The sequence below is a fragment of the Streptomyces sp. CNP082 genome (assembly GCF_059570535.1).
On sequence record NZ_JCANSZ010000072.1, the window covers coordinates 1 to 16,811 of the forward strand.

General features: G+C 70.8%; 10 protein-coding genes, 1 pseudogene and 1 other annotated feature. Of the genes and pseudogenes, 7 read left to right on the forward strand and 4 right to left on the reverse strand.

From position 1 onward, the window contains the following. Both B124_RS33360 and B124_RS33365 read left to right on the forward strand, forming a co-directional pair. Positions 1 to 1,020: HEAT repeat domain-containing protein (locus tag B124_RS33360; protein ID WP_496506761.1), on the forward strand; the 1,020-nt coding region annotated here is incomplete at its 5' end. Between the two features lie 411 nt (positions 1,021 to 1,431). Then, entirely contained in the window at positions 1,432 to 2,244 is an 813-nt protein-coding gene (locus B124_RS33365; protein ID WP_496506762.1) for an ISAs1 family transposase, read from the forward strand. 227 nt (positions 2,245 to 2,471) lie between these two features. Here the strand turns inward: B124_RS33365 and B124_RS33370 are convergent, their stop codons facing one another. Then, the gene (locus B124_RS33370; RefSeq protein ID WP_496506763.1) at positions 2,472 to 3,221 is read right to left on the reverse strand and encodes a transposase; all 750 of its coding nucleotides are present in this window, start codon (positions 3,219 to 3,221) and stop codon (positions 2,472 to 2,474) included. Continuing rightward, positions 3,145 to 5,205 carry an RHS repeat domain-containing protein gene (locus B124_RS33375; RefSeq protein WP_496506764.1) on the reverse strand — a complete coding sequence of 687 codons (2,061 nt, stop codon included), beginning with the start codon at positions 5,203 to 5,205 and terminating at the stop codon, positions 3,145 to 3,147. The genes B124_RS33370 and B124_RS33375 overlap by 77 nt, the downstream gene beginning before the upstream one ends. Between B124_RS33375 and B124_RS33380 the strand changes: the two genes are divergently transcribed. The 5 genes from B124_RS33380 (at position 5,195) to B124_RS33400 (ending at position 15,024) form a co-directional block, all read left to right on the forward strand. Beyond that, positions 5,195 to 6,438 (forward strand): IS3 family transposase gene (locus tag B124_RS33380; protein ID WP_496506765.1). Its coding sequence is split into 2 segments (ribosomal slippage): positions 5,195 to 5,483 and positions 5,483 to 6,438, totalling 1,245 coding nucleotides; the frame shifts between segments, so codons are not numbered across the junction. The genes B124_RS33375 and B124_RS33380 overlap by 11 nt on opposite strands. Then, positions 5,482 to 5,610: a sequence feature (AL1L pseudoknot), on the forward strand. It overlaps the preceding gene by 129 nt. 330 nt (positions 6,439 to 6,768) lie before the next feature. Then, positions 6,769 to 8,358 (forward strand): TIGR02677 family protein, encoded by a 1,590-nt coding sequence (locus tag B124_RS33385; RefSeq protein ID WP_496506766.1) that lies wholly within the window; start codon positions 6,769 to 6,771, stop codon positions 8,356 to 8,358. Further along, complete coding sequence (locus B124_RS33390; RefSeq protein ID WP_496506767.1) at positions 8,355 to 9,602, forward strand: TIGR02678 family protein; 1,248 nt, start codon at positions 8,355 to 8,357, stop codon at positions 9,600 to 9,602. Before B124_RS33385 ends, B124_RS33390 begins: the two co-directional genes overlap by 4 nt. Further along, the gene (locus B124_RS33395) at positions 9,599 to 13,756 is read left to right on the forward strand and encodes a TIGR02680 family protein (RefSeq protein WP_496506768.1); all 4,158 of its coding nucleotides are present in this window, start codon (positions 9,599 to 9,601) and stop codon (positions 13,754 to 13,756) included. The genes B124_RS33390 and B124_RS33395 overlap by 4 nt, the downstream gene beginning before the upstream one ends. Next, positions 13,753 to 15,024, forward strand: coding sequence for a TIGR02679 family protein (locus tag B124_RS33400; protein WP_496506769.1), 1,272 nt, complete (start codon positions 13,753 to 13,755; stop codon positions 15,022 to 15,024). Before B124_RS33395 ends, B124_RS33400 begins: the two co-directional genes overlap by 4 nt. 330 nt (positions 15,025 to 15,354) lie before the next feature. Here B124_RS33400 and B124_RS33405 read toward each other — a convergent pair. Together B124_RS33405 and B124_RS33410 are read right to left on the reverse strand one after the other, a co-directional pair. Continuing rightward, positions 15,355 to 16,286, reverse strand: a pseudogene (locus tag B124_RS33405) (IS256 family transposase); the annotation flags it as partial. A 213-nt stretch (positions 16,287 to 16,499) separates the two neighbouring features. Next, on the reverse strand, positions 16,500 to 16,685 hold the full coding sequence (locus B124_RS33410) for a hypothetical protein (protein WP_496506770.1): 186 nt from the start codon (positions 16,683 to 16,685) through the stop codon (positions 16,500 to 16,502). Between the last annotated feature and the right edge of the window lie 126 nt (positions 16,686 to 16,811).

Genomic DNA, 16,811 nt, shown 5'->3' on the forward strand with positions numbered 1-16,811 from the left:
GATACGAGTCAGGACCCCTACACCGATTCGATCCGTCATACGTACACCCGCGAGCGCGGTGCCACGATCGCCCTGAAGCATGGCGAGAAGATAGCAGAAGGCAGGCAGAGGAGGAACAGAAGGAAAGACCTGCCGCTTTATCCACAGAACGCACGGGAGTGTCGCTGTGGAAAAGTGGATGACGAAATGCCGAGGAGCTTAAATGAGTGGCATTGCTCTGCAGGGACTGGTCAACTCTGGCAGTATCAACCTGATCAGGAATCTTCCATGACGGAACATCAGGACCCGCCCTCGTCGGCGGGAGGACTCACGCATCATGAAGCCGTTCGTATCGCCTTGAGCGACCTGGAGGCGAGGGCGATTACGGACAGAATTCCCTTGGTTTCCCGTAGACGTCAACTGTATGCGGAGAGCGCCAAGGGAGTGCTGGCCGATCTTTCGGCGGCGGGATTCCCGGGCCTGGAAGAGGTCGGCGACCTTCATCGGCGCGGATTCAACTATCCCAATGCGGTGCCGATTCTGCTGAAATGGCTCCCCCGTAGCCGCTACCTCCTACTAGCCGAAGATATCGTGCGCACGCTCTCCGAAAAATTTGCTAGACAGCAAGCATTGCCGGTGTTCGTGAAACTGTTCCGTGATCCACCGGAAGTCTTCGACCCGCTTCGCCCGGAAACTTCGAAGCCGCCTCGAGAGCACATTCGTGACGTCATCGGTATCGGAATCGGCGTACTGGCGTCGCCGAAATTCGCCGATGAACTAATCGATCTCGCGCGGAACCGAAAATATGGTGAAGCTCGTGCGATCATCGTCCGTGATCTTCCGAAGGTTCGAGACGATCGGGTTGCCGAGGTGCTGACTGAATTGCTCGACGACCCAAGCGTTCTTCCTTTCGCTGTCGAAGCCTTGGGAAAGATGAAGGCCGTCGGTGCCCGTGAACGGATCTGGGAGCTGCGTGAGCATCCTGACGGGAATGTAAGACTTCAGGCGAAAAAGGCATTGAGGAGAATTACCCAGCCCTGATATTGAGCCGGAAACCATTAGATTTTCCTGCTCGTTGGCAGGGCTCTACACCTTGCGGACGGGGGGAGCCCTTCAGGGGCGTGCAGTTCCCAGAGGCGGGCATTCTGACCCTGGGCGCCACGCGGGAGGTAATACTGAGAGCGAGTTCACCTCGTGGACCCACGATTATGAAGGCGTGGCGCTCGATGCCGCAGAGGAGCTTGGTCCGGGTGGAATCGTTCTGAGGATTCTAAGGTCGAATGTTCCAAACGGAATCAACATTCAGATTCACGGTACGGATCTTGAATCGTATGAGGAAATGGAGCACGCACTCCGAGGGCCTGTAGGGGGCGCGGAGATCAGTATCAACAGGGGGCCGTGGACTCTGCCAGGAGGGTAGGCTCCTGCGCAAGACAGTCTGCGGGGGTCGATGTGGCCATCGCCGTGGACGGCAAGGCCCTCAAGGGCTCAGCCCTCCTGGATACGCCGCGCCGTCACCTGCTCTCGGCGGTCACCCACGACCGCGTCGCCACGATTGCCCAGGTCGAAGTCGGTGCGAAAACCAACGAAGTGCGCCACTTCAAGTCCCTGCTGGCGCCGCTCGACCTGGCCGGCACCGTCGTCACCTTCGATGCCCTCCACTCGGTGAAGGCGAACATCAACTGGCTGGTCGAGACGAAGAAGGCCCACTACATCGCCGTCATCAAGACCAACCAGCCCACTGCCTACGCCCAGCTCGCCGCCCCGCCCTGGACGTCGATCAAGGTCCAGCACACCGTCTCCGCCACCGCCCACGGACGGCGCGAGTCCCGCTCGATCAAGACCTGCGCCATCGCCGACAACCTCGGCGGCATCGCTTTCCCTCACGCCCATCTCGCCATCCGGGTCCACCGCCGCCGCAAGCCCACCGGCCGGCCCGAAACCCGCGAGAACGTCTACGCGGTCACCAGCCTCGCCGCCCATCAAACCCGCCCCGCCGACCTCGCCGCCGCCATTCGCGGGCACTGGGGAATCGAAAATTCCTCCCACTACATCCGAGATATCACGTTCGCTGAGGACGCCTCGACCATTCACGCCGGCACCGCACCCCGCGCCATGGCCACCATCCGCAACCTCGCCATCGGCACCCTGAAGATCCTCGGAGCCGACAACATCGCCAAGACCACCCGCGCCATCCGCCACGAGCCCGAACGAGGACTCGCCATCCTGGGCATCACCAACAACCCGGACACTCAAGGAACTTGATCAAGCCCTGCCCATGGCCTGCTCTTCCTCGCTCTGACCGACGAGAAGGGAAACCTGATCTGGATCTCCTCCGCCCGCCCTGGCCGGGCCAGCGAGATCACCGCCGCCCGCCACGACCACATCACCAGGCATCTGCGCGAGGCCGGCCTCGGCGCCCTGGCCGACCTCGGCTTCGTCGGCCTCGACGACGACCCCGACGATGCCCCGGTCATCATCACTGAGCCTCTTCAGCGTTGCAACTCCAGGGTGAGAACGGCCTTGGCGATTGACGTCATGCGGGTGGGGCTGCATCGGGATCTGCGGAAGATCCGCCATGACTTCAGGCGGGCAACGCCGCGTTCGACGGGTGCCCGTGCCGCGGCCAGGGCCCGATTGCGGGTTCTCTCGGTGGGAGTGAGTTCCTGCAGGGGCCTGCGTTTGATGCCCGTGGTCAGCCAGGGGCCGCCGCCCTGGTAGGCGAGGTCAGCCACGATGGGGACGCCTTGACGTTCGCAGATGCGGATGATCCGGTGGGTGCGGGCGGCGGTCAGATCGTGGGTGCGGCCGGGCAGGGCGGGTGAGAGCCACAGCAGCCGGCCGCCCGGATCGGTGACCACTTGGACGTTCACGCCGTGCCGGCGGTGCTTGGGGGAGTAGTCGGCCCGGCTGTCGCCGACGCGGTCGCACTCGGCGAGGGTGCCGTCTAGCAGGACGAAGTCCACATCGGCCGCACGCAGGGTCTTCAGCAGGCCCGGTGCCCGCTCGGCGAGCAGGCAGGTGACCGCGGTGGTGTAGGCGTGGGCGGTGGACTCGCTGATCCCGAACCCTGCGGCGATCTTCGCCAGGGTGGTGTGCTCGCGCAGGTACACCAGCGCCGCCATCGCGTGCTGCGACGGGTGCAGCTTGCATCGCCGGTCGCCCTCACGGGTGACGATGAGCATGGTGACCCACTCCACGAGCGCATGTGGCAGGTCGAGTGCGGCAGGATAGATGACCAACGAGGCCCCCGGGCTGGTCGGTTGAGACATCAGATATCTCGATCAACTGCCCGAGGGCCTCGCCTGTTACGCGGCTCGGACCCTCACCCGATCGGTGGCCAGGCCGAAGAAGCTCAGTGGGGCCGGCTCCACTGCCCGCCACCTGCTCGGTCCGGACATTGCGTCCGAGACCGTCGTAGGAGTGGTGGTACTGGGTCTCCACGGAGACTGCGTCGTCCGGGGCGAAGAGTTCGGGGGACGGCAGCTTGTCCGTGTAGTACGGCTCGAAGGTCTCGGCGACAAGGCCCCGCTCGTCATAGAAGACGTCGCTCAGAAGCCTGCCCCCGCGAGGGCCGGGCACCTGAGTCTGGCGTTCGCGCAGAAGCCCGTCGAAGAAGGTGTACGAGGTGCGCTGCGCGCCCGAGTTGCCGAGGGTCTTGGTGCCGACGGCGACCGGCTTCCCCTCGGTCACCTGGTACGTGAACTCGTAGCTCGGCGTCAGGCCGGTTTGCCGGTCGGCCAGCCACACCTTGGTCGTACGGCCCAGAGCGTCGTACGCCGACGTGGTCGTCTTGCCGTTCACGTCCGCCTGGGTGAGCGGAAGGGCCCGCATCGGGTCGTAGGTGGTGGTGGAGGTCAGTGCCGTGGCGGCGTCGCCCGGGGTGGCCGGGGGCGTGGTCTCCTTGACCTGCGTGGGCAATCCGGTAGCCGGCGTGTACGCGGTAGTGGACGTACGCGCGTCGGTGCGCGTGTTGCGCGACTGGAGTTGCCCACTCGTGTCGAAGGTCAGATTCGCGGTGAGGTCCGTGCTGGTCAGCTCGCGCCCGTAGTCGTCGTAGGCCGCGGTGGACTCCAGGTAGACGGCCTCGTCGGCGGTGCGGGACTTCAGCACCGCGGTCGCGGTGGCATCCCCCTTGCTGGGAACGGACGGAGTTCCGCTGACGGCGCCACCGTCGTAAGCGGTGCGGACATCTGTGATGACGTCTTCGGTGCGGTCGACGGTATCGCCGCATGCCTTGGCGACCGTCTCCACCCTCGAAGGCAGCGCGAGGATGTTCTTCTCCTCGTTGGTGGAGTACGTGCTGCGGGTGCACCGGTTGTCGGACGCGGTGGAGTTGTCGGCGAAGTCGTCCACCTCGGTCAGCCGGCCCGCGACCGTGTCGTAGGTGTTGGCGGTGGACGTCACCCGCCAGTCGTTGCCGGCGCCGTTGTCCAGGGAGGTCCAGGTCTTGGTGTGCGCGGTGCCGGTGAGGTTCGCGGTCACCGTGCCCCAGGAGCGCTCCTTCTTCGCCGTCTGGTGGTGCCAGGGACGATTCACCGCTTTGCTCAGCACCTTGCCGTCGGGACCCGAGAAGTCGACCGTCTTGTAGGCGAATCCGGCGACCGCCTCGTGGTCGGTGAGCGGGTCGCCCTCGCCGCTTCCGAGGCTGACCGACACGCTCTTGCTGCCGCCGGCTGGGCTCTCGCGGTCGCCGTGCATTCCGCGCAGGAAGTAGGTGTCGGACTGCGACTTCAGTGCCGCGTCGCCGCCCTCCCCGCCCGTCTTGACGCGCACCTGGCCGTAGCCACGCCACTGGGACCAGGTCTTGAACTTCTCCTTCGTCAGCCCGTCGTCATCGTCATAGTGCCAGGCCGCGCCACCCAGGTACTCGTAGCGCGTGGCCTTGTCCGAAGCGCCGCCGGTTCGGTCGTGCTCTGTCATCAGGGTGACGACGTACTTGTTGAACCACTGCCGTTCCGGGTCGGCGCTGTCGCTGCCGCCGATGTACTGGGGGAAGCAGCGGGTGGTGTTGGACTCGGGTGTGGGCAGGGCGTCCCAGTCGCAGGCCGGGGCGGAGTAGTTGGCTGCGATCTGGCCGCCGTACTCGTCGTCGACGGCGGACAGCCGGGCCTTGATGAACGGCGCGTAGCCGTCTCCGGTCCTGTCCAGGCGGTTGGCCAACTGGGTGTATGAACCGCCCCGGGTTTGATGGAGATCATCAAAGCCCGGAAGGATGCCGATCACGGCTGCTCCTCGTAAGTACCCCGATGAACTGCGCGAGCGCGCGACGCGTCTGGCGGTCGAGGCCCGCAAGGACCCGGCTGGCAGGGCCGGGGCGATCAAGCGGATCGCCGACCAGCTGGATGTGCATCCCGAGGCCCTGCGCGGCTGGGTCAAGCGCGCCGAGATCGACAACGGTGTACGGCCAGGGACCACGAGCGAAGACGCGGTGCGGATCGCGGAGCTGGAGCGGGAGGTGAAGGAACTGCGGCGGGCGAACGCGATACTGAAGTCCGCCTCGGCTTTCTTCGCTGCGGAGCTGGACCGTCCACTGCGATGAAGGTCGCCTACATCGACCAGTACAAGGAGACGTTCGGCGTCCAGCCGATCTGCGACGTCCTCGCCGAGACGGACGCGCCGATCGCGCCGAGCACCTACTACGCCGCCCACAGCCGTCCGCCGTCGGCCCGCAGCCTGCGCGACGAGCACCTCACCGAGGCGATACGGCAGATCCACACCGACAACTACGGCGTCTACAGCGCTCGCAAGGTCCATGCCACCCTGCTTCGTGAGGGGCACGAGGTGGCCCGCTGCACGGTCGAACGCCTCATGCGCGCCGCGGGCCTGCGCGGCGTGATCCGGGCGAAGAGCCCACGCACCACCCGCCCGGCGCCCGAGACGGACCGGCCCTCGGACCTGGTCGAGCGGCAGTTCACCGCCACCGCCCCCAACCAGCTGCGGGTTGCCGACATCACCTACATCACAACCTTCTCCGGCTGGGTCTACGCCGCCTTCGTCATCGACGTCTTCTCCCGCATGGTCGTCGGCTGGCAGGTCGCTACCAGCCTCTACACCGACCTCGCCCTGGACGCCCTGGAGATGGCCATATGGAGACGCCGGCACACCGGAGCCGACCTGGCCGGCCTCACGCACCACTCGGACCGCGGCGTCCAATACCGGGCGATCCGCTACACCGAACGCCTCGAACAGGAAGCCGCCGTGGCCTCGGTCGGCTCCAAGGGCGACTCCTACGACAACGCCCTCGCCGAGGCGTTCAACAGCCTGTTCAAGGCCGAGCTGATACGCAACAAGGGGCCCTGGGCGTCCATCAACGACGTTGAGGTCGCCGTCGCCGAGTACATCGACTGGTTCAACCAGCGACGCCTGCACGGCGAACTCGGCCACATCACCCCCGCCGAGCACGAGGTCGCCTACTACGCGACCGAACCCCACGAGTCACTCCAGAAAACCAGCTAACTCAGTCTCCACGAAACCCGGGGCTTGACACCTTGGCCTGAACCGAGCTGTTGCTTCGGCGCATAGCACGCTTGCATCCGCTCGTTCGGTTCCACGCCGGTGGCGATGGCGTTACAGGGCCGCTGCCAAGTCGAATCCGTCCGGACCTCCTTGGACGCGGCAGGGCAGGTCAGCCGTCCGGCCGATGCTGACGTCCAAGGCGTCGGCCTCGGTGGCAGCGAGCGGTATGCGCGCCGGAAGACGGTTGCGTTGGGTAAGGGTCGGTTGCGTTGGGTAAGGGCCTGCTCGAAGTTGCACCGATCCGGGGTCGCTCGGGAAGAATGCCCTTCGATGAGTACACCCGAATCCGCGCGACACGAGGCCGGGCGCGGCCCGTTCGCTCACCTTACGGTTCCCCATGCCGCCCGCTACCGGCAGGTGATGGCCGTCTTCACCGCGGCCAAGGAGCGCTTCGCGGTGCACCTGCGGCCGGAGGACGTGCACGCCGCGCTGCCGCCGGAGGAGCGGCCAGCCGAGGTGGAGGCCGTGGCCAAGGCGCTGGACAGCCTCGTGCAGTGGGGCAACCTGCGGGCCGACCCGGACACCTCGCGCGTGACCGCGGTCGAGGACTTCTACCGCAAGCGGTTCATCTATCAGCTCACTCCGGCGGGCGAGGCGGCGGAGCTGGCCATTGCGGCGTACGACGAGGCGCTGGGGCGGCGCGGCGCGCTGCAGGCCGTCGCACTGCACGACATCGTCACCCAGCTTCGGGCGCTGCTGGTGCTCGCGGCGGAGGACGAGCCGGACGCGGCCAAGGCGCATCTGGCGCTGGCCGCGCTCGCGGACCGGTTCGCGGCGCTGGCGGAGAACGCGCGGGCCTTCATGGGTTCCCTCCAGCGCACCATCGACCTGCACGGCGTCGAGGTCGAGGCTTTCCTCGCGTACAAGGACCGGCTGATCCAGTATCTGGAGCGGTTCATCCAGGATCTCATCGCCCTCGGTGGGCGGATCGCCCGGCTGATCGGGGAGCTGAAGCAGCAGGGCCGGGTGGAGACGCTGCTGCGGCTCGCGGCTGCCCGCGAATCGGCCGATGCCGCCCCGGAGGAAGCCGAGACCGCGCAGGCGCAGGCGTACGAGAGGTGGGCCGCCCGGTGGTCGGGGCTGGCCTCCTGGTTCGTCTCCGCGGACGGCCGTGAGTCGCAGGCCCGGCTGCTGCGCGGCCGGGCGCTCGGCGCGATCCCGCAACTGCTGGCCGTCGTACGGCAGCTCAACGAGCGGCGGGCCGGACGCACCGACCGCTCCGCGGACTTCCGCACCCTGGCCCGCTGGTTCGCCGAGGCCCCCGACGACGGCGCCCGGCACCGGCTGTGGCGCGCCGCCTTCGGTCTCTATCCCGCCCGGCACCTGACCGTCGACGCCGACACCCTCGCGGCGCGCGCCGCGGAGCCGGTGCCGCCCGCCACGCCCTGGGCCCAGGCGGAGCCGCTCAGGATCAGCCCGCAACTGCGCCGGACCGGCAGCTACGAGCGGCGCGGCAAACCGCGGCGGGTGCGGGACCGCTCCGCCGAGCGGCGGCGGCTGGCCGAGTACGCGGGCAGGCAGGCGGCCGAGATCGCCGCGGCCCGGGCCCGGCTGGCCACCGGCGGCGAGATCCGGCTGTCGCAGGTCGGCGAACTCGACCCGGTGGTGTTCGGCCTGTTCCTGCGGCTGCTCGGGGACGCGCTGGCCACCTGGCGCCCGGATACCCGGACCACCACGGCGACCAGCACCGACGGCACGATGGAGATTCGCCTCACCGCGCTGCGGGACGGTGGGCGGGCGGAAGTGCGCACGCCGGGCGGGGTGTTCCGCGGGCCGGATCACCTGCTGGAGATCACCGCCCTGCGGGGCGCCGCACGATCGGCCGCGGACACGCCCGTGGACACGGGAGTCCGTGCATGAGCAGCCCTCTCGGCGAGTTCCTGGACGCCCACCGCAGCGCCGAGCTGCAGAAGGCAGCTCGCGCGCTACTGAAGGAGCCGCTGCTGCTCGCCGGCGGCCCGCAGGCGGACAGCTTCCGGCTGGTCCGGCGCCATGCGGCCGAACTGCGCGAGTGGTTCGACCGCAACACCGGCTGGCCGCTGCGGGTGGACGCCGAGTCCGCGCGGCTGCTGCGCACCCCCGGCGCCCTGGCGGATCCCACGCATCCGGCGCGCGAAGTGAGCCGGTCACGGGCGCCGTTCACCCGGCGCCGGTACGTGCTGCTGTGCCTGGCGCTGGCGGCGCTGGAGCGCGGCGAAGCGCAGATCGCGCTCGGCCGGCTCGCGGAGCAGGTGGTCCTTGACGCCGCCGACGAGCACTTGGCCGCGGCCGGGCTGGAGTTCACCCTGGAGCGGCGCGACGAGCGCCTCGACCTCGCGGCCGTGGTGCGGCTGCTGCTGCGCCTCGGGGTGCTGCGCCGGGTGGCGGGGGACGAGGACGCCTACGTCTCCGGTTCTGGCGATGTGCTGTACGACGTGGAGCGGCGGGTGCTGGCCGGGCTGCTGGCCGCCCGCCGCGGCCCGTCGCTCGTCACCGCGGCCGGCTTCGCGGAGCGGCTGGCCGACATCACCGCCGAGACCGAGCTGGACAGCGATGAGCTGCGCTTCCGCGCCCTCCGCTACCGTCTCACCCGACGGCTGCTCGACGACCCGGTGCTGTACTACGACGAGCTGACCGACGAGGAGCTGGCGTATCTGACCCGGCAGCGGGCCTTCCTCACCTCCCGTATCACCGAACTGACCGGGCTGGTCGCGGAGGTGAGGGCCGAAGGCATCGCCATGGTGGACCCTCCCCCCGACCTGCGCCCGGGCGGTGCCACCTACGACCTGACCGACGTACGCATGCCCGAGCAGGGCACGTACGGACATGTCACGCTGCTGCTCGCCGAGCACCTGGCCGCGGCGGGCGGGCCCGTGACCGAGGCCGCGCTCTGCGCCAGGGTGCGGGAGCTGGCCCGGCAGCACGCCGGGTTCTGGGCCAAGAGCGCCCGGCAGCCCGGCGCCGAGGCGGAGCTGACCGGCCAGGCCCTGGACCGGCTCACCGCGCTGGGCCTGGTGGCCCGTACGGCAGAAGGAGTCGTCCCGCGGCCGGCACTCGCCCGGTACGCGGTGGGTGAACCCGTCGTACGTCTCATCCCCGACCCCCGGAAGGCGACCGAGGAGTGACCGCTCTCCCGCACCCCGCGCCCGGCCGGTGGCGTCCGCTGCGTATCGGCCTTGTCGACCTCTTCTACTACGACACCGAGGAGTTCTGGTTCCGCGACGGCCGCCTGCTCCTGCGCGGCAACAACGGCACCGGCAAATCCAAGATCCTCGCCCTCACGCTGCCGTTCCTGCTGGACGGCGACCTGTCCGCGCGCCGTGTGGAGCCCGACGCCGACCCGGGCAAGCGGATGGAGTGGAACCTGCTGCTCGGCGGCGAGCACCCGCACCCCGAGCGGCTCGGCTACACCTGGATCGAGTTCGGCAGACGCGACACCGGCACTGGTCAGCCGCAATTCGTCACCCTGCTGTGCGGGCTGAAGGCGGTCGCGGGCCGCGGTATCGCCCGCCACTGGTACGCGGTCACCGACCAGCGGATCGGTGCGGAGCTGAGCCTGGTCGACGCCACCGGCACCGCGCTGTCCCGCGACCGGCTCACGGAGGCCGTCGCGGGCCGCGGCATGGTCTACGACCAGGCCAAGGCGTACCGCAGAGCGGTCGACGAGGCGCTCTTCGGGCTCGGCGAACGGCGCTACGCCGCCCTCGTCGACCTGCTCATCCAGCTCCGCCAGCCGCAGCTTTCGAAACGGCCCAGCGAGGCCGCCCTGTCCAGGGCGTTGACGGAGGCGCTGCCACCGCTGGACCAGGCGGTGATCGCGGACGTGGCCGAGGCGTTCCGCTCGCTGGACGAGGAGAAGGAGGAGCTGCGGCAGGCGGCCGAGGCGGAGCGGGCCTCCTTCGCGTTCCTCGATCACTACCGTCGCTACGCCCGCGTCGCGGCCCGCCGCCGCGCACGGCTGCCGCGTACCGAGCACGCCCGCTACGAGCGGCTGGGCCGCGATCTCGGCGCCGCGCGGGAGGAGTTGGCGCAGGCGGAGGCGAACCGGCAGGTGGCCGAGGCCCGGATCGCGGAGCTGGAGGAGACGGCCGTACGGCTGAAGGCGCAGGAGGAGGCGCTGCGGGCGGGCCCGGAGATGCGCAGCGCCCGCGAGCTGGAGCAGGCCGCGGACGACGCCCGGCGCACGGAGGCAGAGCTGCGGCGTGCCGAGGCCGACCGGGAGCAGGCAGCGCAGGACCACACCCGGGCGCTGGGCCGGCTCGCGGATGCCACCGCCCGGCTCGGGGAGGCGGAGGACCAGCTTGCGCGGATCCTGGAGCAGGAGCGGGAGACGGCCCTGACCGCCCGGCTCACCGGCGGCCTGCGGACGGACGGCGTCCCGGAAGCGGAGCTGCGCCGGGCGGCCGAGGAAGCGGTGGACCGCAGGCGGCGCACCGTGGACCACGTGGGGGACCTGGCGGCGCAGGCTGAGCAGGCCGCGGCGGAGCGCCGCGCCGCGGTCCGCCGCCTGGACGAGGCCGAGCGGGAGGCCGGGCACACCGCCGAGCGGCACGCCGGGGCCGAGGAGGCGACCGCCGCGGCGGGAAGGGCGCTCGTCGCCGCCGTACGCGACCATCTCCGGGGCTGCGCCGAGCTGGCCGTCGACGACTCCGAGGGGCTGCTCGATGCCCTGACGGACTGGACCACGCATCTGACCGGCCCGTCACCCGCCCGCGAGCGCGCCGCCCAGACCCATCGCGTACGCGCCGCGCGGCTGGCCGACGAGTCGGCCGCGCTGGGGCGGCGGCTGGCGGACCTCGGCACCCGGCGGGAGGTGGCCGAGCGGGAGCTGGCCGGGCTCGAAGCGGGGGGCCAGGTCGGGCCGCCGGCACCCCATACCCGTACCCCCGGGCTGCGCGAGGAGGCGCCGGGCGCGCCGCTGTGGCGTCTTGTCGACTTCCGCGAGCATGTCAGTGCGGAGGAACGCGCCGGCCTGGAGGCGGCGTTGGAGGCGTCGGGGCTGCTGGACGCCTGGGTGTGCCCGGACGGCACGGCGCTCGCGGCGGACGGGCACGATGTGTTGCTCGCCCCCGGTGCCGCGCTCACCGGGCGCCCGCGGCTCGACGGTGCCCTGCGCCCGGCGGTGGACCACGGCGACGCGCGGGCTACCGCGGTGGGCGAGGCGGCTGTGGTCCGGCTGCTCGGGGCCATCGGCCTGGGTGACGGGCCGGATGGCGGCACCGGCACCGGCCACGGGGACACCTGGGTGGCTTCGGACGGCCGCTTTCGTGTCGGTGCGCTGACCGGCAGCTGGACCAAGGACACCGCCGTGTACGTGGGTGAAGGGGCGCGCGAGGAGGCCCGCCGGACCCGTATCGCCGAACTGCGCGGCGAACTCGGCGAACTCGCGGAGGCACGGGCGGCACTTCAGGCGCAGCGGGACGCGGTGGCCGCCCGGCGCCGCGCCCTGGACGCCGAACTCGCCGCCGTCCCCGACGAGGCGGACCTGCGCCACGCCCACGCGCAGACCGCCGCCGCGGCGGAGGCCGCCCACCGGGCTCGTACCCGCCGCGACGAGCACGCCGGGACGGCCCGCGAAGCCGCCCGCGCAGAGCAGGAGGCCGCCACCGAACTGGCGGAGACGGCTGCGGCTGTGGACCTGCCCGCCGACCGGCAGGGCCTGACCGCCGTGCGCCAGGCGCTGGCCGACTACACCGCCGTGCTGGCGGCGCTGTGGCCGGCTCTGCGCGAACGGGCCGCCGCCGCGCGAGCCGCCGCCGAGGACCGAGGCGAGACCGAGCGGGCCGGGGAGCGGGTGGCGGAACTGGCCGTACGCGCCGAGGAGTCGGCCCGTGCGGCTGCGGCGGCCGAGGAGCGTCACGCCATGCTCCGCGGCACGGTCGGCGCAGCCGTCGCCGAGCTGCAGCGGCGGCTGGCGGAGACCGCGGACGCACGGGACGCGTGCGAGCGGGGACAGCGGCAGGCACGTACGGACCACACCGCGGCGGAGAAGAGCGCCGGGCGCGCGGAGGGGCGGATCGAGCAACTGGAGAAGGACACCCTGGAGGCCACCGCCGCCCGCGCCGAGGCGATTGCCGCGCTGCAGCGGTTCACCGCCACCGGGCTGCTCACCGTGGCGCTTCCGGACGTGGCGGTGCCGGCGCAGGACCCCGGCGGCTGGGCGGCGAAGCCCGCCATCGCGCTCGCCCGCACCGCGGAGGCGGAGCTGGCCGAAGCCGGCATCGACGACTCCGACGGCGCCTGGGAGCGGGTGCAGAAACGGCTCGGCGAGGAGTACAAGAAGCTCCAGGACGCCCTCTCCCGCGGCGGCCACAGCGCCAGCGCGCGGATGACAGACGACGGCATGGCCGTCGACATCCTCTACCAGGGCCGGGAGCGGGCCGTGCCCGAACTCGCGGAGGCGCTGGCGGCAGAGGTCGCCGAACTGCAGCGCATCCTGTCCGCGCACGAGCGCGAGATCCTGGAGACCCACCTGCTCACCGAGGTCGCCGGCACCCTCCAGGAACTGATCGCCGCCGCGGAGCTGCAGGTGCGGCGCATGAACGACGAGCTGGAACAGCGCCCCACCTCCACGGGCATGCGGCTGCGGCTGAACTGGCGCCCCTCCCGCAAGGCTCCGGCCGGCCTGGACGCGGCCCGGACGCGGCTGCGGCAGACCGCCGACGCCTGGGCACCGGAGGACCGGGCCGCGGTCGGGGAGTTCCTGCAGGCCCAGATCGCGCGGCAGCAGACCGACGAAGGGGAGGGCGGCGGGAAGGGCAGTTGGCTGGAGGTGCTCACCACGGCACTGGACTACCGCTCCTGGCACGAGTTCGGCGTGGAACGCCACCAGCAGGGCCGGTGGGTGCCGGCCACCGGACCCGCCTCCGGGGGCGAGCGGGTGCTGGCCATGAGCGTGCCGCTGTTCGCGGCGGCCTCTTCCCACTATGCCACCGCCGCACCGGACGCCCCGCGGCTGGTCGCCCTGGACGAGGCGTTTGCGGGTGTCGACGACGACTCCCGTGCCAAGTGCCTCGGCCTGCTGCACGCCTTCGATCTCGACGTGGTGATGACGAGCGAGCGGGAGTGGGCCTGCTACCCGCAGGTGCCGGGGATCGCCATCGCGCAGTTGTCGCGGGTGGACGAGATCGCGGCGGTGCTGGTCACGCGTTGGGAGTGGGACGGGGTGACCCTGGACCAGGGAGCGGAGCCGGAGCGCACGGCGGCGTCGCAGGGTGGCATCCCCGTGCCGCGGGACGGTGCCGCGAAGGAGTCCGGTACGGAGCCCTTGTGGACGTGAGCGGCGACCTGCCGCCCGCCGGAGCCGAGCCGGCCCCCGGCAACGCGGCGCGTATCGACGCCGACCGCCTCGCCCGCCTGCTCGGCGATCCCGGCCTCGGCTGGCTGGTGGAGCGCGCCCGCCGCCGGATGGCCCGTGATGAGCCCCTGACCGGCACGGTGACGCTCGCCTCCGCCACGGCCGCACAGCGCGGAGCCGCCGAACGCCTGCTGGGCCGCGCCCCACGCCCAGGCCGCTCACTGAGCGTACGGCTGGACGAGGTCGACGCGGTGCTGCGCCGCTCCCGGGTCAGCCCCGCAGGCCTGGCCGCCGCCGTGACCGCCCTGACCGGACCCGTGCCGCCGCTCGCAGAGGCCCGCGATCGGGAAGCGCGGGCATGGGAGGAGGCGTACGCACCACTCGCCGCCCTGCCCGCGGACCTGGCGGGCTGGGCCGATGACATCCGCCGGGACGGCCTCGTACGCCGCCTCGCCCGCACCCCCGATGCGGCCCGCCCTCTGCTCGCCGCGACCGTCTCGGCGCTCGTCGCGCTCCCCGCCGAGCCGGCCCGCCCGCTGCCCGAGTTCGCTGCCCAGACGCTCGGCGACGCCCACGCCCTCGACGACGGCACCCCGCTCGCCACCCTGGTCCGCTCCGGCGTCCGGGCCCTGACCGGCTTCCCCGACGGCGAGGGCGCCGAGTGGCGCCGGGCGGCCTGGGCCTCGGCGGGCCTGCTGAAGGACGCCCTGTCCGCCACCGTGCTGGCGCTGGGCGTACGCGGCACCGCGGCACTCGACGTGCTCGCCGACGCGGGCGAGCCGGCGGTGCTGACCCTGCGCCAACTCGCCCACGGCGCGCCCCGCCCGCCGGCGACCGCCCCCACGGTGTACGTATGCGAGAACCCCGCGGTCGTCGCCGCCGCGGCCGATGCGTACGGCGCCGACTGCGCCCCTCTGGTCTGCCTCCAGGGCCAGCCCTCGGCCGCCGCGCTCACCCTGCTGCGGCTCCTGCACACGGCCGGAGCACGGCTGCTTTATCACGGCGACTTCGACTGGGGCGGCCTGCGCATCGCGGGGGGCCTGCTGCGCCGCGTTCCGTGGCGCCCCTGGCGCTACACCGCGGCGGATTACCGGGCGGCGGCGGCCACAATGCCGCTCGCGCGCCCGCTGCGGGGCACGCCCGCGTCCGCCCCCTGGGACCCCGGACTGAGCGCCGCTCTCCACGAAGTCGGGATCGGTGTGGAGGAGGAAAGCGTCATCGACGACCTGCTCAGCGATCTGATTCGCTGAGCCCAAGGGCACTGACGGCGAACGCCCTGCTTGCGCCCACTGCTGGATGTGCGCTGGGTTGCGCCCAGACATGAGGCGTTCTTACTGCTGGCAGCCTTCGCCCGGTTCCGGTGGCTGGATTCTGGCTGGATCCAGTCCGACGCTCCGGCGTTTCCGCAGGTCGAAACTGTGTACCCGGTGTTCCGCTTCAATGTTTAGGCCCCGCGATACCGCGAACCCGGCGAATTAGCAAACCACCAGGTCAGACGGGTGTGACCCGAATTCGGGTCACACCCGCTCGCGTACCGTGGCTGGATTTTGGCTGGATGGCCTGACGGCTCGTCACCTGTTGTCATCGGTCGTTCTTGGCACGCTGGCTGGATATCGGCTGGAGAGCGCAGAACGGCGGGGCAGGGCGGGCGGGCGGCGTGTACGCCCGCGTCGGCCGAGCGTTTCGCGAATCGCACCCCGGGGTTCCGGCGTGGGGCTGGTCTTGTGAACCCAGCACCTTTGCTGCCTGGCCTGCGGAAACACCTCCGCCAGGGCCCGCCACAGGCCCATCGCGCCGTCCCCGACGGCCAGCTCCGGATCGCGCATGCTGCGCCGGCGGCAATCCCGCAGCAGATCCGCCCACGACTCGGTCGACTCCCGCAGTCCCTCAGCCAGCGCAATCAGCTCCTTGGTGCCATCCAGCCGCACCCCCATCAGCACCAGGAACAAGGAAAGCGCCTGACCGGGGCGGACCTTGGGGTGCACGCCGTCGGCCCACACGTACACGTAGTCGGACTCCGACAGATCCCGGCCTGGAAGGCGGCGTGGTCGTCGCTCCACTGCTTGGTCAGCCTCGTGGCCGCCGAGAGCCCGGCCGCCGAGCCAAGGAACTGCTCCATCGCCGGCACGAAGTCCCCCGACGACAGGCCGTGCAGATACAGCAGCGGCAGCACCTCGCTGACCTTCGGGGACTTCCGGCACCAGGGCGCCAGGATCTTCGACGAGAACCGCTTGCGTTCACCGGTGGCGGCGTCGACGCGCTTGTCGTTCACCTGCGGAGCCCGTATCTCGACCGGGCCCGCGGCGGTGGCCACGGTCCGCTCACGGTGGTGGCCGTTTCGCACCACCAGGCGACGCCCGGCCTCGTCGCGCTGACCAGGCAACTCGGCTATATACTGGTTGACCTCGGCCTCCAGGGCGGCGGCGAGCATCCGCCTTGCGCCCTCGCGGACGATGTCGTCCATCAGGAAGCCGGCCTCGGTGGTGCCGTCGTCGGTGACTGCGCTGAGCACGGGCGTGCCTTCCCGACCCGCGCAGCAACGCGGGCCTACTCGGTGACTTGCTGATCACTCACTCGGGAAGGTACGCCCCTCGTGCGTCCTCCCGGGAGAGCTGATCCACAAGTCCTGAGCATGGCTCCCTGAACCAGCGGATCAGGTGGAGTCGAGTCGCGGTTCCGGCACGTCAGACCGAAGCAAGTTGGGTCTGGCGTGGAGAGGCATCGATCACTTCAACGGCACGATGTTCCTGGGTGAGGGCGTGGGTGCAGTGGTCAACTCGCCCCTCGGACGCACGCACGCACGCCCGACCGTCACCGGCACCCGCGCAACCTCGCCCACCACCTCGGCGACGTCACCCTGGGCACCCTGCACCGACAACTCGACCGCTGCGCCGGCCAGGGATTCGTCCACAAAGCAGGACCTGTCACTTACACCAGCCAGGACGAGCACTCGCTACCAGCGCGAATGTGTGAACTTCCAGGCCTTGGGGGCAAGGGTCTGGCTCTGCTACGACTTTATTTGCCCCTTAGAATATGC

Coding starts and splice junctions, on each gene's coding strand:
- B124_RS33385 (WP_496506766.1), top strand. CDS start 6,769: ATGAGTACACCCGAATCCGCGCGACACGAGGCCGGGCGCGGCCCGTTC.
- B124_RS33390 (WP_496506767.1), top strand. CDS start 8,355: ATGAGCAGCCCTCTCGGCGAGTTCCTGGACGCCCACCGCAGCGCCGAG.